Genomic DNA, 22,297 nt, shown 5'->3' with positions numbered 1-22,297 from the left:
GTGCTGATAGCAATACAGCTAATTGAAAAATTTAGGCATGAAGCAAATCATGATAGATAAAAAGGTTAATAACATAGTGAGCAGTTTATCGTAGAGCGTGACACAACATTAGACATAAGTACCATAGAGGAACATATGCTAAATACCCCTTTTTCACCTTGGCCAAAATTTACGCAACATGAGGCTGATGCTGTCAGTCGAGTGCTACTATCTAACAAAGTCAATTATTGGACAGGCGAAGAATGTCGTCAGTTTGAGCGAGAGTTTGCTGACTGGACAGGTAGTAAATATGCAATAGCGTTGGGTAATGGCACCTTAGCATTGGATGTCGCGTTACAAGCACTCGATATAGGTGCAGGTGATGAGGTCATCGTCACACCGCGTACCTTTATTGCTAGTATCTCATCAATCGTTAATGCAGGTGCGACGCCTATTTTTGCAGATGTTGATGAAGCAACTGGTAATATCACTGTCGAAACCATCACCGCTGTACTGAGTGATAAAACCAAAGGTATCGTGTGCGTCCATTTAGCTGGCTGGCCATGCGACATGGACAGCATTATGGCACTGGTAGATGAGCATGACCTATATGTCATTGAAGATTGCGCACAAGCTCATGGCGCACGATATAAAGGGCGAAGCGTGGGTAGTATTGGTCATGTTGGGGCATGGAGTTTTTGCCAAGATAAGATTATGACCACAGGAGGTGAGGGTGGTATGGTCACCACTGATAGCGAACTGCTATGGCGAAAAATGTGGGCGTATAAGGATCATGGTAAGAGCTATGCTGCAGTCTATGAAACGGAGCAATCACCTGGCTACAACTGGCTCCATGAGAGCTTTGGCACCAATTGGCGTATGACTGAGATGCAAGGCGTTCTAGGACGTATTCAACTGAATAAAATGAGTGAGTGGACAGCCAAACGGACTACTAATGCGGAAGCCATACTAGAGGCCTGTAGCAAGTGGGAGTCCAAAGGCTACCTTTGTGTGCCGAGACTAGAGCATTTAGCGCAGTTCTCCAATACGAACCATGCTTACTATAAATTATATGTCTATATGCAGTCTGATAATCTACCTACTGGTTGGACACGTGACCGTATTATTGAAGCAATTAACAATCAAGGTGTGCCTTGCTTCTCTGGATCTGCGTCAGAAGTCTATTTGGAGAAGGCTTTTGATAATACAGGGTTGCGTCCAAGTGTTAGATTGCCAATAGCAAAGCAGCTTGGAGAGAGTAGTCTCATGTTTCTAGTGCATCCTACGCTTACGGCGGCTGAAATTGAACTGACAATACAGGCGATCGATAATGTGTTTGGTTCGATGGTCGAATAAAACGGCAATGAATGGTTATTTTTAAAAATTTACTTTGAAGTTGACGCTATTTTTACTGAAAGCATAAGATACATTTGCCTATATATAAGCAATACTGTTTAATTGACTTATTATAAAAATTTATCAGTGAGCAGGCTTTATCTTACGCTAGGATTTTGTAGCGTACACAGGTACAATATTACTCTTAGTCAAAGATTGACGAAGCAAAGGACAGGCATGCAAAGTATTTGCGCGCGCTGTCTTTATTTTTTTATATCGTACCCTCTATTGGAGTTACTATGTCTACTGCCCAAGAATCCGCCACCGTTTTGGACGGCAAAGCACTTGCCAAACAAATAGAACAGGATCTGCGCACGCGCGTAGATACGATTAAGGAAAAGACTGGCCGCACCCCAAGCTTAGCGACGATATTGGTTGGTGACGATCCAGCCTCTGCCACTTATGTTCGTATGAAAGGCAACGCCTGTAAGCGTGTTGGCATGGACTCTATACGCGTTGAGATGCCGAGTGCCACGACCACTGAGCAGCTCATGGCAAAAATAGATGAGTTAAATAGCAATCCAGATGTACATGGTATTTTGCTACAGCATCCGGTTCCTGAGCATATTGATGAGCGTGCTTGTTTTGAGCAGATTGACTTAGCAAAAGACGTCGATGGCGTGACTTGTCTTGGTTTTGGTCGTATGGCGATGCAGCAGCCAGCTTATGGATCGTGCACACCGCAAGGCATTATGCATCTACTAGAGCACTATGATATCGAGCTTTCGGGTAAAGAAGCAGTGGTCGTAGGGCGTAGTGCTATTTTGGGTAAACCAATGGCAATGATGCTATTGAATGCGAACTGTACGGTGACTATCTGTCATTCAAGAACGCAAGACTTAGAATCTCATATTAAGCGTGCCGATATTGTAGTTGGTGCTGTGGGTGTGCCTGAGCTGATCAAAGCCGCTTGGATCAAAAAAGGTGCAGTAGTCGTTGATGCTGGTTTCCATCCAACGGATAACGGCGGTGTTGGCGATATCGAAATGCAAGGCATGGAAAACATTGCTAGCGCGTATACACCAGTGCCAGGTGGCGTTGGCCCAATGACCATCAACACGCTTATTCGCCAGACAGTCGATGCGGCTGAAAAATCAGCAGGTTTGGGTATTAACTAAAAAGATAGTCATGTGAGTGCTGATCGCCAATAAATAACGGGCTTGAGGCAAAGTAGCCCCAGGCCAAATCAACCACATCTTAGTTGATAGGACCTAAAAATGGCTAAAAAAGACGTAGGTATTCATGAGCGACTACAAGGTATTGGTAGAGAGTTTGTCGATGTCTGTCATTACGTTATCTTATTTTTAATCAGCGTGGTGGTGGTCTGGACGGCAGGTAAAGAGTTTATTTATATTGTCCAAAAAGGCTCAGCGGATTTAAAAGATATTTTGATGCTATTCATTTATCTTGAGCTGCTGGCTATGATAGGGATTTACTTTAAAACCCATCGTTTGCCCGTACAGTTTTTGATATTTATTGCCATAACGGCTTTATCACGACATTTAGTGGTTGATGTGCAGGCAGTGTCAGATTATTTTCATCTATGGTTGCTAGCGACAATTTCTGTGGCCATCATGCTATTAAGTGGCTCTATCGTAGTATTAACTTGGACAGCAAAAACATTTGGTCGCCCAGAAGACAATCTTGATAAACAGTATGCAAATTTAACGGTCAAGGCTATGCTGCCTGATAATGCGCAAGCACCAGACAGCCATACCAAGCACCGCCGCGAATAATGATTGACGATCAGCATAAAAAAGGGCTACCAGTGGTAGCCCTTTTTTGTGTATGAATGAGTTATCACAGCCATTTGAGTCGCTTAAAGTTGTAATACAAGAAGCTACAAAGAGCGATGATGATTATCATAATAATGAAGTACGCATACTTCCAATGGAGCTCGGGCATAAAGTCAAAGTTCATACCATAGATACCAGCGATAGCGGTTGGTACGGCAAGGATACCCGCCCACGCCGCAAGCTTACGTACGACTTCGTTCTGTCCCATATTGACCATGGCCATATAAGTGTTCATGACCACGCTTAGCATCTCATTAAGACCATTAATGGCATCCAATGAGTGCAGGAGATGATCGTTCACATCGCGAAAATATGGCTTGGCTGCTTGAGAAAACCCTGAGACTATCTCGCTTTTTTTATGATTGATAAAAAAGCTACAGATGTCTTGCACAGGTAAGATGATGGCGCGCATATGTACCAGTTGCGATTTAAGCTCGTAAAGATTTTTTAGCGTGCCTTTATCAAACTCAGAGGTAAATACATAGCGTTCTTGCTCGCGCAAGTAACGGCCCAATCGATCGGTAATCGGCATATAGTTATCAACGATAAAATCGAGGATAGCATGCAGTACAAAGATAGGGCCCATGCGTAACTTCTCAGGGCGACGATGGCAATGCTCACGTACTGGCGCATAAGAGTTTGACGGACCATTGCGAATTGTAATGAGGTAGTTTTTACCCATAAATATCGCAGTAGTACCATAACGAATGACATTGTCTTCGAGCTTGGCTGTACGTAGCACCACAAAGACCATATCATTATCGTAGTTTTCGACCTTGGCGCGTTGATGATCAGCAAAAGCATCTTCAATCGCTAGCTCATGCAGGTCAAAGGCTTCTTTTACTTTGACCATGGTTTCTAAGCTTGGATCATATAGCCCAAGCCAAATAAATTGACCGTTGTTCCCTAGCGTACGACTCACATCATTGAGCGCCACTCTATTAAGATTCTCACCTGTTTTACGTGAGTAAGCGTAGCAATTGACCACTTCGCCTGCACTTGATGAATCAATATCTTCATAGCGTTCAGAGTCAGGATCGTAGACCGTCATGGTCTCGATAGTGTCTTCAGTAGTGGCGTCCACATCACCATAAATATAGCTATCATCATCGTCCAAATAGAGATGCTTGTCATTCATATTGGCGTAGATATGATTCATATTGGAATCAGGCGCAATATGCGCCGTTTTTTTTATCAATTGATTATTATCATTTTCCATATACTTTCCTGTCATATAATAAAAAACTTCAATAATCCAAATATACTGTGAACGCTGCTACGGTTTTATCGTATGCCAATACTATCTATAGGGCATAACTTTTTAGCGTATCGATATCTACCAATGCCAAGAGACTCTCGTGACAAGCTTCTAGCTTTATTTGCGGTGCAATATCAAAGTCCAATGCTTCAACCCAACGTAGCGCGCAGATGCACCAGTAGTCACCAGGTTTGAGACCAGGAAAGTTGTATTCAGGTAATGGGGTAATCAGGTCATTACCGCGACTGGCAGAGAAGTTTAAAAACTCGCTGGTCATCTTGGCGCAGACGGTATGTTGACCAACATCATGGTTTCCCGTATGACAAAAGCCATTGCGATAATAGCCAGTGATAGGGTCGAAGCAACAGCTGGCAAGTGCAGTGCCTAAGACATTGGTTTGGTTGATGGCAGGGTTTGGGTGGTAATCAGATGACATAAGGCTTCCGAGATAAAAATATGTGTTAGTGTATCATGAGTCTGTGTTGATGACGCTGCCGTAATCGCGCTCATTGTCTTATGGTTAACAAAAAATAAACCTCTCGGCCATTCGCCCAACATTGAGCCAAATACATCAACGATGACTGTTACATCTGCTAAGCTAATAAGCGGCAATTGAACTGTAATTAGATAGTGATTGTGGCTAATTGTCACTAGGCGAACCTTGAGTGCTATGCTAAACTAAAGCATAAAGTGCCTTGATTATTTGTCGCAATTTTTTAGCGCATAAAGATACTCGTCTTATCATTCTAAATTATACTTATTATTCACCCTTTTGCGGTTACCTGGTTTGTTTATAAATAATTGGGTCAATGATGTTGCGCGTTAAAAATAAATACTCACAGCGTCAATACCCGGCAAATCACCCTTTAAGTACCGCATCAGTACCGCGTTTTTGGTAAGTGATACGCCAAACAAGGATTTATTGTGTCTGTTAGTTCTGATTCTGCAAAACCTGCCCAGCCAAATTCTACCAACGAAACAGTGTCTCAGCCTGCCGAAAACAGTGCTGCACCCAATCGCATGCCATATTTGAGTAACTTTGGCAGTGATGTTGCCAATAGTTGGCTATTGCCTGATGGGGTGGTTGATGTACTGTTTGAAGATGCGCACAAGCAAGAAGTGCTTAGACATCAGTTAATCGAGCAGCTTATTACTCATGGTTATCAGCTGGTTTGTCCACCGATGATCGAGTTTACTGAGTCCTTGCTAAGTGATGCGTCAGAAGATCTGAAACGTCAAACCTTTAAAATTATCGATCAGTTGACTGGGCGTCTAATGGGCGTACGCGCTGATATTACCCCGCAGATTTTGCGTATAGATGCGCATCATGGCGGTACGGGTATTGCGCGTTATTGTTACGTTGGTGATGTGATTCATACCTTGCCATCAGGTCTGTTTGGCTCTCGTACGCCGCTACAGTTAGGTGCTGAGATATTTGGCTGTGCGTCACTAGCAGCAGATATTGAGCTGATAGATGTACTATTTACGATGGTGAATAAACTCAATATGAGTGCAGCGCTCCATATCGATTTAGGTCACGTAGCGATATTCAAACGTTTGGCTGAATTGGCTGAATTGTCAGACAGTGATACTGAGCAATTGATGTACTTATATGCCAATAAAAACCTACCAGAGCTCAAGCGTGTTTGTCGCGCTTTGCCAATGGGCGATGATTTTTATGTGTTGGCACGCTTTGGTCATGACATTGCAAACTTATTATCTAAATTGTCAGACGCAGCTCAACAGGACGATCAAATCGCGGCCGCTGTCGATGAGTTACAACGCCTCAAATCTTATTTAGAAAATCACTGGCAGTGTCCAGTCAGTATCGATGTGACAGAGTTGTCAGGCTACCACTATCATACAGGTATCGTGTTCAACGGTTATATTAATAGTGAGACACAGCCCCTAGTACGCGGCGGACGTTTCGACGGTATGCAAAGCCAGACGCAAACACTACGCGCTGCCACAGGCTTTAGTATGGATGTCAGTCGCTTGTTGGCGCATACGCAGCTTGATGCACCAACCACAGTACTAGTTGATTTTGCTGCTATAAACAATGCCAACGAAGATGAGATGCAGACACTCTTACAACAAGTTGAGAGTCTACGTCAGCAAGGCTATCGCGTCACCATGCCACTAGACGCACAGGACAGCCCAAATGACGTTACTCATCGTTTGAGTTTTGCTGACAATCAGTGGCAGCTACAAACTGTTTAATTGTCTAATAGTAGACTATTGAATGGCGTACGCGGCGCACGTAGTCAAAATTATTCAGTACACATTATGAGAACGTAAAATTATTTGTTAGATATCTCAGTGTTTCTATTTCATAAATCACTGAGATAAAAAGATATAGCTAAGAAAGTCATTTTAATTTTCAGCTTTTATTGCACACACCTCAATACATAAAGGTAAGGATTGATCATGGGTAAGAATGTTGTAGTTTTGGGTAGCCAATGGGGCGATGAAGGTAAGGGTAAAATCGTTGATTTACTTACCGAAAAAGCCTCAGCAGTAGCCCGCTTCCAAGGCGGTCATAATGCTGGTCACACGTTGGTTGTCGATGGCAAAACCACTGTCTTGCATTTGATTCCATCAGGTATCTTGCGTGAAGGCGTCACTTGCTTTATCGGTAACGGCGTCGTATTAGCCCCTGACGCATTGCTAAAGGAAATGAAAGAGCTAGAAGACAACAACGTACCAGTACGTGAGCGTCTACGTATCTCTCCTAATTGCCCACTTATCATGCCTTATCATGTGGCACTTGACCAAGCTCGTGAAGCCAAGCGTGGCAGCGGTAAAATCGGTACAACAGGTCGCGGTATCGGTCCTGCCTACGAAGACAAAGTCGCTCGCCGTGCGATTAAACTTGCTGATTTGTTCCGTGAAGATCTAGAAGAAAAACTACGTAACCTAATCGAATACCACAACTTCCAACTGACTGAATACTATAAAGTTGAAGCGATTGATTTTGATGAGACGCTTAAGCTTTGTAAAGAGTGGAAAGAAGAGATTAAAGGTATGGTTACTGATGTAACTGAAGACCTAAATCAATTACGTCTGGCTGGCAAAAACCTAATGTTTGAAGGTGCTCAAGGCACGCTACTTGATATCGACCATGGTACTTATCCGTTTGTAACCAGCTCAAGTGTAACCGCTGGTGGCGTATCAACGGGGACAGGTATCGGTCCATTGTATTTAGACTATGTACTTGGTATCACCAAAGCGTACACTACGCGCGTTGGTAGTGGTCCGTTCCCAACTGAATTGTTCGATGATGTTGGTGCTCATTTAGCCAAAGTCGGTCATGAATTTGGTGCAACGACTGGCCGTGCCCGTCGCTGTGGTTGGTTCGATGCTGAAGCATTACGCCGTGCAGTAGTACTTAACTCTATGTCAGGTATTTGCTTGACCAAGCTTGACGTACTAGATGGTCTTGAAGAGTTGCTAATCGGTGTAGGTTACAACCTACCTGAGACTGAGTGTGCAGGCGCGCATGATGCTGAATTCTATGAGTCAGTTACGCCTAAGTACGAAACCATGCAAGGCTGGAGTGAGTCTACCGTTGGTATCACTAACTATGATGAGCTTCCAGAAAACGCTAAAAAGTACATCAAACGTATCGAAGCATTGATCGGTTGCCCAGTTGATATTATCTCAACTGGCCCTGATCGCGAAGAAACGATCGTATTGCGCGATCCGTACGATGCTTAATTTTTACTATTAACTTAATTAAATAGTTTTTAGTATTAATAAAAACCCCAATGCTAAGCGTTGGGGTTTTTTGTGTGTGCTACTTCAAGAAATTGATTGATTACCTTGAATTTCAACAGTGTAAGAGTAGGGCTACTAGCTATAATATCATCTAAAAATATCATAAATAATGGATATACTGACATTATTTTGGCTTAATTAAGTGTAAGATATTATAGACGGATTTGGTTTTATCAACATACAAAAAGGAATTTGCTATGACAACGAATACGCTTAAATCCACGATTCGCAATACCTCTATAGCAATAGTTACATCCGCAGCTTTCATGTTGCCTATGTTTGCTTGGGGTGCAGAAAACTGTGACAAACCAAACAATGACTTTGATGGGCTATATTGCCTGACGAAAGTATACTTAGAAGCAGATAAAGAGCTTAACAACTCTTACAGTAAATTGAGTAAACTCCTAAACAAACAGCAAAAAGCCACGCTTAAACGCGGACAATTAGCGTGGATGCGCGAGCGCAACGACCAATGTAGTTATAACGATGGTGATGGTTTCTTTGTCAATATGAGCTGTGCCACCAATAAGACAGCTAATCGAGTTAATTTTTTGAATGAACGTGTGCGTGAATGCAATGCAGGTAGTTGTCGAGACAGTCGCTTAGATGATTAAATGTTTTGATTGGTAGTATGTATTAGCAAAACTCTTAGCAAGGTGTGTTGAGGGTTTTCTAATCATTAATAATGATATAAATACTCTATAAAATCAGTCTGGTAGCTATAAGTGATAAATATGAGTAGCGATAAGGTAAGTAAGTCGATAGCTCATGCATCTGTTGTTGATGAGTACTTAACTTGGATGTAAGTAAGATACTGTTATAAATTTACTTTTATGCAAGGTATGGTCATAAATTAACCCTATCATTTATGGCCTTAATCATTATAATAGGCAGCAATCCGATGTTGGCGCTTATGGTTATACACTGATATACCATGAGTTGTGTAAAACAGTCCAAGTCAACATTGTGGCTAAAGCTAAAACAACGCATTAATTTTTCATATTTTATTGAATTTATCATTTATTAGGAGCTTCTCATGGCTAACGAACGTACTTTATCTATCATCAAACCTGACGCAGTTGCTGGCAACCACATCGGCGCTATCTATAGCCGTTTTGAACAAGCTGGTCTAAAAATCGTTGCAGCTAAAATGCTACAACTTGATGATGAAAAAGCAGGCGGTTTTTATGCTGAGCACGCTGAGCGTCCATTTTACAATGACCTAAAATCTTTCATGATGTCAGGTCCAGTATTGGTATCAGTATTAGAAGGCGAAAACGCTATCGCTCAACATCGTGAAATCATGGGTGCAACTAACCCAAAAGAAGCTGCTGAAGGCACTATCCGTGCAGACTTCGCTAGCAGCATCGACGAAAACGCAGTACATGGTTCAGATTCAGCTGAATCAGCAGCACGTGAAATCAGCTACTTCTTCAGCGATGATGAAGTTTGTGCACGTACACGCTAATATAGTAAACCAGCTATAAGCTTTTACGGCATTCGATTTGTTTGAGGTAACTGCTATAATAAGACAGCTACGATTTAGACTGATCTTACCTGTATGAGTTTTATACTTGATTGACTATAGACGAATTATTTACAGCATTTATTGTTTATAATTGGTTTGCGAGACGGCTTATATCTTATGGGTATAGGCCGTTTTAGCTATTATAATAATCCTATAGTCCAATAATTACTAAACTGCTAGGGCGTTACCCTCCTTAGATGTACTACTTGTACAATATGCAGTCGGCTGCCTTGTATCCGCTTTAGAGTTCTATAATTATATTATTCATTGAAATTCTTAATGACTTGCCTCATTATTGATTTTACTTAGCGTTATCAATCCCTTATCAGCATGTTTTCATTAATTCGAAAAACTGCGCTCATAGCGGATTGCTCATGCACCCATGTATGTATGGCAAAGCCCATATAAATAATTGCACCGCTTATCTAAGCTTCTGCAAAAAGGTTACCTATTATGTCAACTGTTCAAGCACCTACTCAGCACGTACCTGCTAAGATTACTGATAGCATCAAGCTAGTAGATGAGGCACATGCTAAAACCAATCTATTGGGTATGACGCAAGCGCAACTGGCTGATTACTTCAAGAGTATTGGCGAAAAACCATTCCGCTCAACTCAAGTGATTAAATGGATTTATCAGCATGGTGTGACAGATTTTGAGCAAATGACCAATTTGAGTAAGTCATTACGAGATAAGTTATCGCTTAATGCTTGTGTAGTACCGCCCAAAGTGATTCATCGTCAATATAGTGATGATGGTACGCGTAAGTGGGTATTTGAAGTCACTGGTGGCTCATTGGTTGAGACGGTGCTTATCCCTGCAGATGATAGCAAGTTAAATGGCCGTAAGACATTATGCGTGTCTTCGCAAGTAGGCTGTGCACTAGACTGTAGCTTCTGTAGTACGGGCAAGCAAGGGTTTGAGCGTGACTTAAGTGCGGCTGAAATTATCGGTCAGTTATGGGTCGCTAATGCGTCATATATGACAGATGAAAATGAAAGTTTAGAAAACGTTGATCATAGCCTATGGGAAAATAACGTCACCAACGTGGTGATGATGGGCATGGGTGAGCCGCTATTGAACTACAAGCCTGTAGTAGGCTCAATGGAGTTGATGCTAAGCGACCATGCTTATGGATTATCAAAGCGTCGCGTCACGTTATCGACTTCTGGTGTCGTCCCGAAAATGTATCAGTTAGCGCAAGACATCGACGTGGCATTGGCTATTTCACTGCATGCGCCAAATGATGAGCTGCGTAACGAGTTGGTACCAATTAACAAGAAATATCCGTTAGAAGAGCTGATTGCAGCGGCAAAAAACTATGTTTATGATGTCAATCCACGTCACAAGAAGCACGTCACGATTGAGTATGTGATGCTTGATGGGGTCAATGATAGCAATGAGCATGCCCATCAGTTGGTTGCGCTATTAGAAGGGTTACCAAGTAAGATCAACCTGATTCCGTTCAACCCATTCCCGCATGCACCGTATGACAAATCAAGCAACAACCGTATTCATGCGTTTAGTAATATATTGAGTGAAGCGGGTTTTGTTTGTACGATTCGTCAAACACGTGGTGATGATATCGATGCTGCTTGTGGTCAGTTGGTTGGACAAGTTGCCGATCGTACCAGACGCTCAGCCGCGTGGCAGCAGAGCATTAAAGATCGTGAAAGCGTTTAGTAGTTCTTTAGAGGATAAGCGCGATATCTGACTGATATAGCGTTTTAGCTGTCTTTTGTCTGTCGCAATGGTAAGAAAATGTAGCAATGACTGTCAAGATTGCAGAACGTGGCAATTAATAACAACTAAATTGTACTTATAGGGGTTAAATCTATTAAACTGAGGTCTCGAAGATCGAACGCATTGAATCCCAGTTTTATGATGGCGGCTATGATGACTTCTAAAAATTCTTGTCAGTTCAAATATCAAAAATCATTTTCTAAATTTTATAAGCAGTCGAGTATCAGTGCTGCCCAAACCGCCTTGCCAAAGCGTGCAGTGCTGTCAGCAGTGTTTGGCGTTCTTGTATTAAGTGGCTGTCAGACCACCCCGACTAATGATTTGCTAGGCAATTCTCCTTATCAAACATCTACGCGCGCTAGCAACGATCGAAATTTAGATCAGCAGGAAATCGCCCGTGTACGTACCTCACTTGCCGCGCAATACATCCGAAAAAATGAGCTAGATACCGCGCAGCAGCAGCTTGAAAAAGCCTTTGCTGCCGATAGCCGTTATGCGCCAGCCTATGATATGATGGGCGTTTTGTTGCAGCAAGAAGGCAGCCGTATCAATCTAGCCAAAGCTGATGAATACTTCAAAAAAGCAATCGCGCTAGATAAAGACTTTGTACAAGCACACAATAATTATGGCGTGTATTTGTCACAGACAAAGCGCTACCGTGAAGCAGCAGAACAGTTTGAGATTGCAGGGGCGACGCTAGGCTATGAAGGCCGTATTGGCGCGCTAGAAAACCTAGGTCGTACTTATCTACAGTTAGGCGATAATAGTGCCGCTTCAAAAGCATTTTTACGAGCACTCGATGGCAATCGTAATAGTATTATTGCTCATATTGAACTGGTAGATTTGCTGCTCGACCAACAGCGTGTACCGCAGGCACAGAGACTGTATAATGAGACGCTGATATTGGTGCAGGGGCAGGGTATTAGCCCGCGCTTGCTCTTACAAGGTATCAAGCTTGCAGCAGCACAAAATAATATAACAACGCGCCAGCAATTGGCACAGCAGCTTTTATCCGCTTATCCGCTAAGTGATGAAGCAAAACAACTTAAGACTTGGCTTAACAATCCAGAGGCACCATGGAAATGATCACCCCATCATCTAACACTCAATCTAACGCTCAGGGATCATTTGGTGCCGTGTTGCAGCAAGCCCGTAAAAACAAGCAAGTAACTTTAGACGCAGCCGCGGCTGAGCTGTTTATTCTAAAGCGTCATCTAGAAGCGCTAGAAAGCGAAAACTTCGCTGAGCTACCACAGGCTGCGTTTGCTCGTGGTTTTGCGATTAACTATGCCAAATATCTGGGCTTAGATTCAGCAAAAATCGCTAGTAGCTTCGATGCCGCTTATCCCAATGAGCTAAAGGCCAAATCAGCCAGCAATATCGATACGCCACTGCGCCCAATGGGGACTTTGCAGCGTGATACTCACAACCGCATCCGCTTTAACCCGCTATTGATCATAGGCGTTATCGGATTGATTATCTTGGCGGTGTTCCTATTCCGTATGGTGAGTAACGCTAGCAAAGAGAACACCCAAGAGCCTGTATCAGCTGTTGAAGACATGTCAGCGATAGAGCAAGCTCAAGGCGCTGCCATCAACAGTGATGTGAGTGGCGTTGGTGCCTCTGGCTCTGCATTGAATCTAGGTGATGCTGCAACGACTGCTAACCTCAACCTTGTATTGACAAGTGACGCTGTGGTTAGCATAACAGATGCTTCTGGAAACAGTTTAATAAGCGGTTCTCAGTCTGCGGGTAACTATGAATTGTCAGGTATGCCACCGTTTAACGTGCAAATTGATAATATCGACAATGTTAGCTTGATGCTCAATCAACAAGCCGTTGCGTTAGATACTTATGCAACGGATAAGCAAGCCACTTTTGAATTAGCACCGTAGTCAGTCGTATAAGTGCCACATGTGAATAAAGCACTCATGCGTATATTGATTTAGCTAATGTATATTATATGTGCAAAGTCCTAGGGCTTTTCTATTTTTGATTTAAGGATTTATGTATGTCAATGCCATCGCCTATTAATCGTCGTCTGACCAAAAAAATCTATGTCGGTGATGTCGCGGTTGGTGGTGATGCACCAATTAGCGTACAGAGCATGACCAACACTGACACCTGTGATGTAGCAGCGACGGTCGCTCAAATCGAGCGTTGTGTCGAAGCAGGTGCTGATTTGATGCGCGTATCAACGCCAACGATGGATACGGTCAAAGCCTTTGGTGAAATTCGCAAACTGGTAAGCGTGCCTTTGATCGCTGATGTGCATTTTGATCATAAAATCGCTTTGGCAGTTGCTGAAGCAGGCGCTGACTGCTTACGTATCAATCCTGGTAACATTGGTAGCGATGCTAAGGTACGTGAAGTGGTCGCTTGCGCCAAATATCACAATATTCCGATACGTATTGGCGTCAACGCTGGCTCTTTAGAAAAAGACATACAGCGCAAGTATACTGAGCCAACTGGCGAGGCAATGCTAGAGTCAGCAATGCGCCATATTGATATTTTAGAGCGTCTTAATTTTGACCAGTACAAAGTATCTGTCAAAGCCAGCAATGTGTTTTTGACATTGGATGCTTATCGTTTAATATCAGCGCAAATTGATAACCCCTTACATTTGGGCGTGACGGAAGCGGGTGTCTACCGTACTGGTGCTGTCAAATCTGCTATTGCGCTAGGTGGATTATTGCTAGACGGTATTGGCGATACCATTCGTATCTCGTTAGCAGCTGAGCCTGAAGAAGAGATTAAGATTGGTTTTGATATCTTAAAATCGCTTAATATTCGCTCGAACGGTGTAAACTTTATCGCCTGTCCAAGCTGCTCGCGTCAAGAGTTTGATGTGATTAAAGTGATGACAGCGTTAGAGTCTCGCTTAGAAGATATTCGTGAACCGATGAACCTATCTGTGATCGGCTGTAAGGTAAACGGTCCAGGAGAGGCAAAAGAGGCCGATATCGGTATCGTTGGTGCTGCCCCTAGATCACTGGTCTATCGTATGGGTGAGAAAAGCCACCTTATCGATACAGGCAATCTGGTCGATGAAATAGAAGGTATGGTTCGCGCCCATGCAGAAGATTTGGCGAAAAAACGTGAGAATGAAATCATTCGCGTAAAATAAGCCATACATTAGATTGATACGTTAAGCTATATCGTCATAGCATCAATTAGATACAACGCTTATTTAAGTACATAGAAAACAATAATAGAATACCTGTTAAACATTTAAGGATACGACCTTACCATGATCAAAGCTATCAAAGGTTTTAATGATATTTTGCCTGACCAATCAGCAAAGTGGTTGCATTTAGAAGCGATATTGGCTGATGTACTTGGTAGGTACGGTTACGAGCATATTCGCTTGCCAATCGTTGAACAAACGGATCTGTTTGCCCGTGCTATTGGCGGCGCGACTGACATCGTCGAAAAAGAGATGTACAGCTTTACTGATAAATCTGAGCCACCAACGCCATTAGCGTTGCGTCCTGAAGGCACAGCTGGAGCAGTACGTGCAGTTATCGAGCACAACTTGCTACGTGGTGATACGCCCAAGCTTTGGTATATCGGTCCAATGTTCCGCTACGAGCGCCCGCAAAAAGGCCGCTATCGTCAGTTTCATCAGTTAGGTGTCGAGAGCTTCGGTAGCGCACTACCGGATGCTGATGCTGAGCTGATTGCGATGACTCATTTGATGTGGCAAGAGCTAGGTCTTAACAATGAGATGCGTTTGCAACTAAACAGTTTGGGTGAGCTGGATGAGCGCTATGCTTATCGCGAGGCACTGGTTACTTATTTGACTGATAAAAAAGACCAGCTAGACGAAGACAGCAAACGCCGTCTAACGACTAACCCTTTACGTATCTTGGATAGTAAAGAGGCGAGTACGCAAGCAGTATTGGTAGATGCGCCAAAGCTTGCTGACTTCTTGGGTGAAGAGAGTGTGGCTCATTTTGAGCAGGTCAAAGCCTATCTGACTGCGCTTAATATCGATTTTGAAATCAATCCGCATTTAGTACGTGGCCTTGATTATTACAATAAAACGGTATTTGAGTGGGTAACGGATAAGCTTGGAAGCCAAGCTACCGTTTGTGCAGGTGGTCGTTATGACGGGCTAGTAGGGCAATTGAAATCAATCGGTACAGATGGTAGTAAACCAGTAAAATCTGAGCCTGGTGTTGGTTTTGCAATGGGGCTTGAGCGTTTATTACTACTCATAGAAGCGGTAGCGCCGATTGCTGACATACCTGCTTGTGATGTATTCGTTGTGGCTCATCCTGAGGTATATAGTGCTGGTATAAGCTATGCACAGAACTTACGTCACAGTCGTCCAGATGTACGAGTAAAGATGGCCAGTGCCACGAGTCTAAAAGCGCAAATGAAGAAGGCAGACAAGTCAGGCGCGGCATTGACAGTCATCATCGCACAGCAAGAGCTGGATGATAATACGATTAGTATTAAAGACATGCAGACAGGTGAGCAAAAGACGGTCGCCCAAGACTGGCTATCAAATGAAGATAACTTTTCTCGTGGCTAATTGACTTTGACTAATCAGCTTTGTTTGTCGCACCAGCAATTTAATGTAAATTTTATCAGGTAAATATATATGGCTCTGACACCTAATTCGCCAAATGCAGATAACTCCATGCAAGCGTTAAAGCAATATGGTAGTTATATCGTCACTGCGATTTTGTTAGCACTGGCAGCCTACTTTGGTTGGACATACTGGCAAAACAACCATGCGCGAGTAGATACCGTCGCCGCCGATCAATATGCTGATATTCAGCAGCTAAACGAAGAGGTCAAACTGGCCTCGCAAAACCCAGATTTAGAAGCAGAGGCTCAAGAAGCGCTGACCCAAAGTCGTAGCCAACTAGACAAAGATATTGATACCTTGGTCAGCACACATGGTGAGTCGGTTTATGCATGGCAAGCGCTAATGATAAAGGCACGTCAACAAGTAGACAATGATGACTTTGCAGCAGCGACTGAGACATTCAAAAAAGCATTGGCCATCGACTTGGGTGATGCTGGTCTAGAAGCGATTACTCGTTTACGCTATGCAAAAACATTATTGGCCGCAGGTGATACAGATGCTGCACTGTCAGAAGCAAACAATGACATGCCAAGCTCGTTTGAAGCAAGCCAGCAGGAGCTACTAGGGGATATTTACTTAGCGCAAGACAATAAAGATTCAGCGATTAAATCTTATAGCAATGCGTGGGAGCTATTACGTAGGCGCCAAGAAACGCGTGCAGTATTGGCATTAAAGATGGAAAGCTTAGGTATCACGGCTGAGCCGATTGCTGAGCAAACCAGTCTTATTCAAGAGCCATCTGCTCCTGAGCCATCGTTAGTGATGGATACCTCGAATGAAGTCGCTGCCGAAGCAGGCCAGTAAGTCAGTAGGCTAGATATTAAGTCAGTAGTATAGTATTGAGAGTTGGTAATCATCCAAAGCTCTTTTTTAATATAACCTAATGATTACTAGTTTGCCGTTGGCCAATTTACCAATTAATAATAATTTATCTGTAGTGAGAACATACAATGACTCAATCTATTCGCTCTAGCAAAATGTTAAACACCAAGACTATCAAAAAGACAGTCATGCATGTGGCCGTACTGGCAGTAATGAGCACGGCAGTGATTGGATGTAATCGCGGTATTAAGCCGGTCGTGAATGATCCGGTAAAATTGGTACAAATCGCTCAGCCGATTAGCGTACTACAGCCTGTTTTTAGTACCGATGTTGGCAACAAAAAAGCCAGCAAAAAAGATCCGTTAGATTTGCAAGTTGGCTATGCCAATGGTCAAATCGTTACTGCATCACGTGGTGGTGAACTGTCAGGGTTTAATAGCGCAGGCGAGCGCATATGGTCAATCAATGTTGATGACCAAATCACCGGCGGTGTTGCAGTAGATGCATTAAGTCAGACATCTATCGTTAGTACTCGTGGTGGCAAGGTCATGGCGTTTGATAGCACGACTGGTGCAAAACGCTGGCAGCAGCAGTTATCAGGTTCGGTTTTGACGCCAGCACTGATTACCAATAATCGTGTGGTATTATCAGCAAATGATGGTTTCTTACATGGTCTGTCACTACAAACCGGACAATCAGTATGGCAGTTCGCAACTCAAGTACCTGCTATCAGCGTTCGCGGTAGCGCTGCGCCAACTTTATTAGACAATGAGACAGCGCTTTTAGCAACAGCTGATGGTCGCCTGCATGCAATTACTGTCGATAATGGTCTTCCGCTATGGTCAAGACGTGTTGGCGTAGGTGCTGGTAGTAGTGAAGTTGAGCGCATGAGCGATGTCGATGGCAAACCTATCTTAGATAAAAATCAGTTGTTTGCGATCAGCTATAGTGGTCAGCTATTGGGTATTGATTTGGCCTCGCGTCAGGTGATGTTCGTCAATGAAATTGCGAGTCTCAAATCACTGGCGGTAAATCCTCAGCAAGTTATCGCTACCAGTCTAGATGGCAAAGTAGTTGCTTATGATCGCAACAGTGGCGAGACACTATGGGAAAGTGACGAATTGGCTTATCGTGATCTTACCAATCCTGTGATGATTGGCAACTATATTGCCATTGGTGATTTCGATGGCGTAGTGCATTTGTTTGACCCTGCTACGGGTAGCATCGTTAGTCGTGTAGAGACAAAAGGTGCGTTGACCAACTTGCAAGTCCAAGGTAGCCGTTTAATGACTCAAAGTACGTCAGGACAAGTTGCTATCTGGCAGTTAGTGCGCTAATAACTATATAGATAGGTGCTTATAGATAATCAACGAAGTGTAATATTTCACTATAGCCCTTAAGCCTATTCTTGATTATCATTTATAAAACACAAACGCTGCTTAGTCAGCGTTTGTGCCTTGTGTAAATTGCTTGTTTAAACACAGGCTTTCGCGTACTCTATGCGACCGATGTGCTATCCATATATACTACTTATTTATGTATAATAGGTATTATGAAGCCATCCTATATACTATTTTTAATCGTAAAATAGCCATCTATTATTTTTGCTATTGTTCTATCATTCATTTTAATTCACGGTCAATTGCAGCATATCTATTACTATTGTTATGTCACTGGTTATAAGAATAACTGTACTGCCCGTCATTGTGCCTTTCACTGAGAGTAACCCATGAGTATCAAGCCTGTGGTCGCCTTAATTGGTCGTCCAAACGTCGGTAAATCCACCTTATTTAATCAGTTCACAAAAAGTCGGCAGGCATTGGTCGCTGACCTTTCAGGATTGACTCGTGACCGTCAGTACGGTGATGCAACTTATGAAGATAAATCTTTTATCGTTGTAGATACGGGTGGTATCGGTGAAGCTGACGATGGTAGCGGTAATATTGATGACTATATGTCTGAGCAGTCGCATACAGCAATCCATGAAGCAGATATTATTGTATTCGTCGTTGACGCTCGTGCCGGTATGATTGGCGCTGATGCTGAAATTGGTAAGTTTTTGCATACGTTAGGCAAGCCTGTCTATGTTGTTGCCAATAAAGTCGATGGCGTACATGATGCAGCACCTGCTGAGTTTTATGCATTAGGATTGGGCGAGCCATATCCGATGGCAGCCAGTCATGGTCGCGGTGTGGGCAATTTGCTTGAAGTGCTAACGGCTGATATGCCTGAGCAAGAAAACATAGTAGAACCAAGAGGCTTGAAGCTTGCCATTATCGGTCGCCCAAACGTGGGTAAATCAACGCTCGTCAACCGCCTGCTTGGCGAAGACCGAGTAGTGGTATTCGATATGCCAGGCACGACGCGCGATAGTATTTATATTCCTTATCAGCGTGAAGGTCGCGACTATGTTTTGATCGACACTGCTGGTGTACGTCGCCGTGGTAAAATCGATGAAAAAGTAGAAAAGTTCTCTGTCATCAAGACCTTGCAAGCGATTGAAGATTCTAACGTAACTGTGATTGTTATTGATGCTCACGAAGGTATCGTGGACCAAGATTTGCATATGATTGGTTATGCGCTTGACGCTGGACGAGCGTTAGTCGTTGCGATCAACAAATGGGATGGTCTAACACAAGATCAAAGAGACTATATCAAGCTTGAGATGGATCGCCGTTTTAGCTTTATCCCTTATGTAAAAATACATTTGATTTCAGCATTACATGGTACAGGTGTCGGTAATTTATATCCGTCTATCTTGCGTGCATACAAATCTTCGATGTTCGAAGTATCGACCAACCGTTTGACCCAGATTTTGCAAGATGCGGTAACGGCCAATCCGCCACCGACCGTTGCTGGTCGTCGTATCAAGTTACGTTATGCGCATATTGGTGGTCACAATCCACCCGTTATTGTGATTCATGGTAACCAAACCAGTGCGCTTCCTAAGAGCTATCAGCGCTATCTTGAGAATCAATTCCGTCAAGTGTTTAAGCTAGAAGGCACACCGCTTAACGTTATCTTGAAGCAAAATGACAACCCATATGCGAATAAGAGCGACACGCCGACTAAGGCAAAAGCTCAGCAATTGCGTCAACGTGAGCGTAATAGATCACAGAAATTTACTACCAAAGATAAAAAGCCTCGTTAATTCTCGTATTTTAGGCGTTATATCTTTAGCTTTATGATTAATGTCATCGCGTTCGATAGCGCGATGACATTTTTCTATTAATACGCTATAGTTTGGGCTTATAAATAGCTATCTTAGTTTCAAAAAATACTCAAATGTTTTACTTATCACATCTTTAAAATACCTGTACTATAAATGAAAGCTGCACGCGACTCAGTAGAGTGATATGAACAACCGTTCGTCTCAAACCATCCCCGTACTTATCTGGCGTTCTGTCATACAAGCTGTCGTATTGGCAGTGCTGGCAGGTTTTTTATTGCCTTTTCTTTATGGTTTAGTGCATCACTATCAAGAAAAAGAACAGTATATTCAGCAATTGGCATCGCTACTAACGACTAGCGCATCGACTGCAGATGGGGCAGATGTTGTGGCTGAACAAGTCAATATCTTGTTAGAGAATGAGCCGATGATTCAAAGTATTGTTTTCTATTCAACCTCTGAGCCAATTGAAGATATAGACCAGTCGCTTGCTGATTGGAAAAATGCTTTATTTGCGCATACGGTCAGTTTCAACTATCCAGTGATTAGTAAAGACCTTGATGCCAATAGTGCCGCGTCCAATGAGTCTGATTCCAATCAGCAGTTGGCACTGGCTTTATCAAACATTATGAGCGAATCGTCAGCGCCAGATGAGACGACTGATATAGCTACCGAAAATAGCACATTGATTGGTTATATTAATATTACGATGGACGTAGAGTTGCTACGTTTACATTGGTTCCAAAATATCCTGTGGTTATGGCTAACAACAGTGGTAATGATTGTTATGTTTGCCTTATATATTTTTAGAAAGCTTAATTGGCCAGTTAAAGATATTGAAGTGTTAACTGATGTTTGTGACATTGTCATAAACAACACAAATCTAGAGCAACTGCCAGTCATCCCGCAGCAATTCAATTTTCAAGAACTGACCCAAATCAAAAAAGCATTAATTGTTTTATTCAATCGTTTACAAGAAGCACGGCAAGGTTATGAAACCCTTGCAGCTTTTGAACAGCAATTGCACAATAAAGACGTGTCACTTGATGTGCAATTGCATAATTTTCAAAGTATGATTTCTCATGAGTTAAAAACGTCGTTGAATGCAATTGTAGGCGGTTTACAACTATTGGATCATGAGGCGCTAAACCGAGAGCAAAAAGACGCGGTAGAGATTATCAGTAGTGGTAGTGATAAATTGGTATTGTCGTTAGATCATATTATACAGTTGAACCAGATCCAAAAAGGCCAGATAAGAATTCATAAAAATGAGTTTAACCCATTACAGCTAATCGCTGATCTGTTAGCTAAGTTTGAAAATATGGCTACGCAAAAAGGGTTAGAGTTAATCAGTAATATTCATCATATAGACTATAGCCTATATGGTGATTCAGAAAAAATATATCAGATACTATCGATACTGCTCAATAATGCGATTAAGTTCACGCCTGTCGGAAAAGTTACGATTACGTCGCAACTGACACATTTTAATAAAAGTAATCGTTGGCAAATTAGCGTAAAAGATACGGGTATTGGTATTGATAAAGAACACCTAGACGATATATTTAATCCGTTCTTTCAGGTAGATTCGTCGCAAACTCGCCAGTATGAAGGCTCAGGCGTTGGCTTACCTATCGTTAGACAAATGGCACAGCTTATGGGTGCTACTATAGATGTTGATAGTGTGCTTGGTGTAGGTACGCAGTTTACGCTGACCATAGCGATGCCCAATCAACAGCAATCAAAACAGCAGCGCTTATTGTCTGGCCTAACGATTATTTATTATTACTATCATGAGACAGGCTCCTTGTTAGAGGAACTGGAATACCTAGGTGCTACGATCATTTGTCGCCAAGGTAACCAACTCGTCATAGAGGAGATGCGTAAGCAGAAAGTTGACATGGTAATGTTTGCTGAAGATGTTTTCCCAGAAAAAGCTGAGATACTAGCCAAGCGCATTCGTCAGTATGAAAGCGATGAGGGCAGTAAGAGCGAGCATCGTGCGTTATTGGTATATTGGTATCCGCAGCATCGGGCGCGCTATGTAGACAGTTTTGAGTATGGTTTAAAAGCAGCTGGCATTGACTATTGTCATATTGCTACTTATAAAGACAAAGCATTAAGCGACTTATTAAAACAATGGTTGGTTTGGACGTAGTACGGTTCTATTAAATCGGTGTTCCTAGTTAGGCTTATTTAATTTACTAGGTAGCATTTTTCATATTTTTTA

At 42.7% G+C, this 22,297-nt stretch carries 19 protein-coding genes; 16 read left to right on the top strand and 3 right to left on the bottom strand.

Annotated features, from left to right (window positions below; all coding sequences use genetic code 11):
* The first annotated feature begins 135 nt into the window (after window positions 1-135).
* The 3 genes from ACI2IW_RS02635 to ACI2IW_RS02625 all read left to right on the top strand — a co-directional run bounded on the left by ACI2IW_RS02635 (window position 136) and on the right by ACI2IW_RS02625 (window position 3,110).
* Complete coding sequence (locus tag ACI2IW_RS02635) at window positions 136-1,335, top strand: DegT/DnrJ/EryC1/StrS family aminotransferase (RefSeq protein ID WP_404692538.1); 1,200 nt, start codon at window positions 136-138, stop codon at window positions 1,333-1,335.
* Between the two features lie 278 nt (window positions 1,336-1,613).
* Complete coding sequence (gene folD, locus ACI2IW_RS02630) at window positions 1,614-2,492, top strand: bifunctional methylenetetrahydrofolate dehydrogenase/methenyltetrahydrofolate cyclohydrolase FolD (protein ID WP_404692537.1); 879 nt, start codon at window positions 1,614-1,616, stop codon at window positions 2,490-2,492.
* A 99-nt stretch (window positions 2,493-2,591) separates the two neighbouring features.
* Window positions 2,592-3,110, top strand: coding sequence for a phosphate-starvation-inducible protein PsiE (locus ACI2IW_RS02625; RefSeq protein ID WP_404692536.1), 519 nt, complete (start codon window positions 2,592-2,594; stop codon window positions 3,108-3,110).
* Between the two features lie 64 nt (window positions 3,111-3,174).
* Here the strand turns inward: ACI2IW_RS02625 and corA are convergent, their stop codons facing one another.
* The 3 genes from corA to ACI2IW_RS02610 form a co-directional block, all read right to left on the bottom strand.
* The gene (gene corA, locus ACI2IW_RS02620) at window positions 3,175-4,329 is read right to left on the bottom strand and encodes a magnesium/cobalt transporter CorA (RefSeq protein WP_404692598.1); all 1,155 of its coding nucleotides are present in this window, start codon (window positions 4,327-4,329) and stop codon (window positions 3,175-3,177) included.
* A gap of 145 nt (window positions 4,330-4,474) precedes the next feature.
* Window positions 4,475-4,864 (bottom strand): DUF2237 family protein, encoded by a 390-nt coding sequence (locus tag ACI2IW_RS02615; RefSeq protein WP_057759025.1) that lies wholly within the window; start codon window positions 4,862-4,864, stop codon window positions 4,475-4,477.
* Window positions 4,813-5,079, bottom strand: coding sequence for a hypothetical protein (locus ACI2IW_RS02610; RefSeq protein WP_404692535.1), 267 nt, complete (start codon window positions 5,077-5,079; stop codon window positions 4,813-4,815). Before ACI2IW_RS02610 ends, ACI2IW_RS02615 begins: the two co-directional genes overlap by 52 nt.
* A 273-nt stretch (window positions 5,080-5,352) precedes the next feature.
* Between ACI2IW_RS02610 and ACI2IW_RS02605 the strand changes: the two genes are divergently transcribed.
* From ACI2IW_RS02605 to ACI2IW_RS02545, 13 genes are all read left to right on the top strand, one after another.
* Window positions 5,353-6,648, top strand: coding sequence for an ATP phosphoribosyltransferase regulatory subunit (locus tag ACI2IW_RS02605; protein WP_404692534.1), 1,296 nt, complete (start codon window positions 5,353-5,355; stop codon window positions 6,646-6,648).
* 207 nt (window positions 6,649-6,855) lie between these two features.
* Window positions 6,856-8,145 carry an adenylosuccinate synthase gene (locus tag ACI2IW_RS02600; protein ID WP_057759029.1) on the top strand — a complete coding sequence of 430 codons (1,290 nt, stop codon included), beginning with the start codon at window positions 6,856-6,858 and terminating at the stop codon, window positions 8,143-8,145.
* A gap of 257 nt (window positions 8,146-8,402) precedes the next feature.
* The gene (locus ACI2IW_RS02595) at window positions 8,403-8,819 is read left to right on the top strand and encodes a lysozyme inhibitor LprI family protein (RefSeq protein ID WP_101206216.1); all 417 of its coding nucleotides are present in this window, start codon (window positions 8,403-8,405) and stop codon (window positions 8,817-8,819) included.
* 422 nt (window positions 8,820-9,241) lie between these two features.
* Window positions 9,242-9,673, top strand: a complete 432-nt coding sequence (gene ndk / locus ACI2IW_RS02590; protein ID WP_057759031.1) for a nucleoside-diphosphate kinase — start codon at window positions 9,242-9,244, stop codon at window positions 9,671-9,673.
* Window positions 9,674-10,186: 513 nt separating this feature from the next.
* Entirely contained in the window at window positions 10,187-11,416 is a 1,230-nt protein-coding gene (rlmN, locus tag ACI2IW_RS02585) for a 23S rRNA (adenine(2503)-C(2))-methyltransferase RlmN (RefSeq protein ID WP_057759033.1), read from the top strand.
* A 210-nt stretch (window positions 11,417-11,626) separates the two neighbouring features.
* Window positions 11,627-12,562 (top strand): type IV pilus biogenesis/stability protein PilW, encoded by a 936-nt coding sequence (pilW, locus tag ACI2IW_RS02580; RefSeq protein WP_404692533.1) that lies wholly within the window; start codon window positions 11,627-11,629, stop codon window positions 12,560-12,562.
* Window positions 12,559-13,371 carry a helix-turn-helix domain-containing protein gene (locus ACI2IW_RS02575; RefSeq protein WP_404692597.1) on the top strand — a complete coding sequence of 271 codons (813 nt, stop codon included), beginning with the start codon at window positions 12,559-12,561 and terminating at the stop codon, window positions 13,369-13,371. Before pilW ends, ACI2IW_RS02575 begins: the two co-directional genes overlap by 4 nt.
* Window positions 13,372-13,487: 116 nt before the next feature.
* Complete coding sequence (gene ispG / locus ACI2IW_RS02570; RefSeq protein ID WP_057759039.1) at window positions 13,488-14,603, top strand: flavodoxin-dependent (E)-4-hydroxy-3-methylbut-2-enyl-diphosphate synthase; 1,116 nt, start codon at window positions 13,488-13,490, stop codon at window positions 14,601-14,603.
* A 123-nt stretch (window positions 14,604-14,726) separates the two neighbouring features.
* A complete protein-coding gene (hisS, locus tag ACI2IW_RS02565) occupies window positions 14,727-16,016 on the top strand; it encodes a histidine--tRNA ligase (protein WP_404692532.1) in 1,290 nt (429 codons plus the stop codon).
* 69 nt (window positions 16,017-16,085) lie between these two features.
* Window positions 16,086-16,880, top strand: a complete 795-nt coding sequence (locus ACI2IW_RS02560; protein WP_404692531.1) for a YfgM family protein — start codon at window positions 16,086-16,088, stop codon at window positions 16,878-16,880.
* Between the two features lie 146 nt (window positions 16,881-17,026).
* Complete coding sequence (gene bamB / locus ACI2IW_RS02555; protein ID WP_102094331.1) at window positions 17,027-18,235, top strand: outer membrane protein assembly factor BamB; 1,209 nt, start codon at window positions 17,027-17,029, stop codon at window positions 18,233-18,235.
* Window positions 18,236-18,627: 392 nt separating this feature from the next.
* Entirely contained in the window at window positions 18,628-20,049 is a 1,422-nt protein-coding gene (gene der / locus ACI2IW_RS02550) for a ribosome biogenesis GTPase Der (protein WP_057759046.1), read from the top strand.
* 205 nt (window positions 20,050-20,254) lie between these two features.
* Entirely contained in the window at window positions 20,255-22,225 is a 1,971-nt protein-coding gene (locus ACI2IW_RS02545) for a sensor histidine kinase (RefSeq protein WP_404692530.1), read from the top strand.
* The last annotated feature ends 72 nt before the right edge of the window (window positions 22,226-22,297 follow it).

It is taken from the genome of Psychrobacter sp. NPDC078501 (assembly GCF_044900935.1).
Taxonomy (GTDB): domain Bacteria; phylum Pseudomonadota; class Gammaproteobacteria; order Pseudomonadales; family Moraxellaceae; genus Psychrobacter.
The sequence above is the reverse complement of the archived record's forward strand: the minus strand, read 5'-3'. Positions and strand labels throughout refer to the sequence as shown.

What these genes read in the sequence shown, in the direction of transcription:
- ACI2IW_RS02560 (WP_404692531.1), top strand. Translation starts at nt 16,086, where the DNA reads ATGGCTCTGACACCTAATTCGCCAAATGCAGATAACTCCATGCAAGCG.
- ACI2IW_RS02615 (WP_057759025.1), bottom strand. Translation starts at nt 4,864, where the DNA reads ATGTCATCTGATTACCACCCAAACCCTGCCATCAACCAAACCAATGTC.
- corA (WP_404692598.1), bottom strand. Translation starts at nt 4,329, where the DNA reads ATGAATCATATCTACGCCAATATGAATGACAAGCATCTCTATTTGGAC.
- ACI2IW_RS02545 (WP_404692530.1), top strand. Translation starts at nt 20,255, where the DNA reads ATGAACAACCGTTCGTCTCAAACCATCCCCGTACTTATCTGGCGTTCT.
- der (WP_057759046.1), top strand. Translation starts at nt 18,628, where the DNA reads ATGAGTATCAAGCCTGTGGTCGCCTTAATTGGTCGTCCAAACGTCGGT.
- rlmN (WP_057759033.1), top strand. Translation starts at nt 10,187, where the DNA reads ATGTCAACTGTTCAAGCACCTACTCAGCACGTACCTGCTAAGATTACT.
- folD (WP_404692537.1), top strand. Translation starts at nt 1,614, where the DNA reads ATGTCTACTGCCCAAGAATCCGCCACCGTTTTGGACGGCAAAGCACTT.
- pilW (WP_404692533.1), top strand. Translation starts at nt 11,627, where the DNA reads ATGATGACTTCTAAAAATTCTTGTCAGTTCAAATATCAAAAATCATTT.
- ACI2IW_RS02600 (WP_057759029.1), top strand. Translation starts at nt 6,856, where the DNA reads ATGGGTAAGAATGTTGTAGTTTTGGGTAGCCAATGGGGCGATGAAGGT.
- ACI2IW_RS02575 (WP_404692597.1), top strand. Translation starts at nt 12,559, where the DNA reads ATGATCACCCCATCATCTAACACTCAATCTAACGCTCAGGGATCATTT.
- ACI2IW_RS02625 (WP_404692536.1), top strand. Translation starts at nt 2,592, where the DNA reads ATGGCTAAAAAAGACGTAGGTATTCATGAGCGACTACAAGGTATTGGT.
- hisS (WP_404692532.1), top strand. Translation starts at nt 14,727, where the DNA reads ATGATCAAAGCTATCAAAGGTTTTAATGATATTTTGCCTGACCAATCA.
- ndk (WP_057759031.1), top strand. Translation starts at nt 9,242, where the DNA reads ATGGCTAACGAACGTACTTTATCTATCATCAAACCTGACGCAGTTGCT.
- ACI2IW_RS02635 (WP_404692538.1), top strand. Translation starts at nt 136, where the DNA reads ATGCTAAATACCCCTTTTTCACCTTGGCCAAAATTTACGCAACATGAG.
- ispG (WP_057759039.1), top strand. Translation starts at nt 13,488, where the DNA reads ATGTCAATGCCATCGCCTATTAATCGTCGTCTGACCAAAAAAATCTAT.
- bamB (WP_102094331.1), top strand. Translation starts at nt 17,027, where the DNA reads ATGACTCAATCTATTCGCTCTAGCAAAATGTTAAACACCAAGACTATC.
- ACI2IW_RS02595 (WP_101206216.1), top strand. Translation starts at nt 8,403, where the DNA reads ATGACAACGAATACGCTTAAATCCACGATTCGCAATACCTCTATAGCA.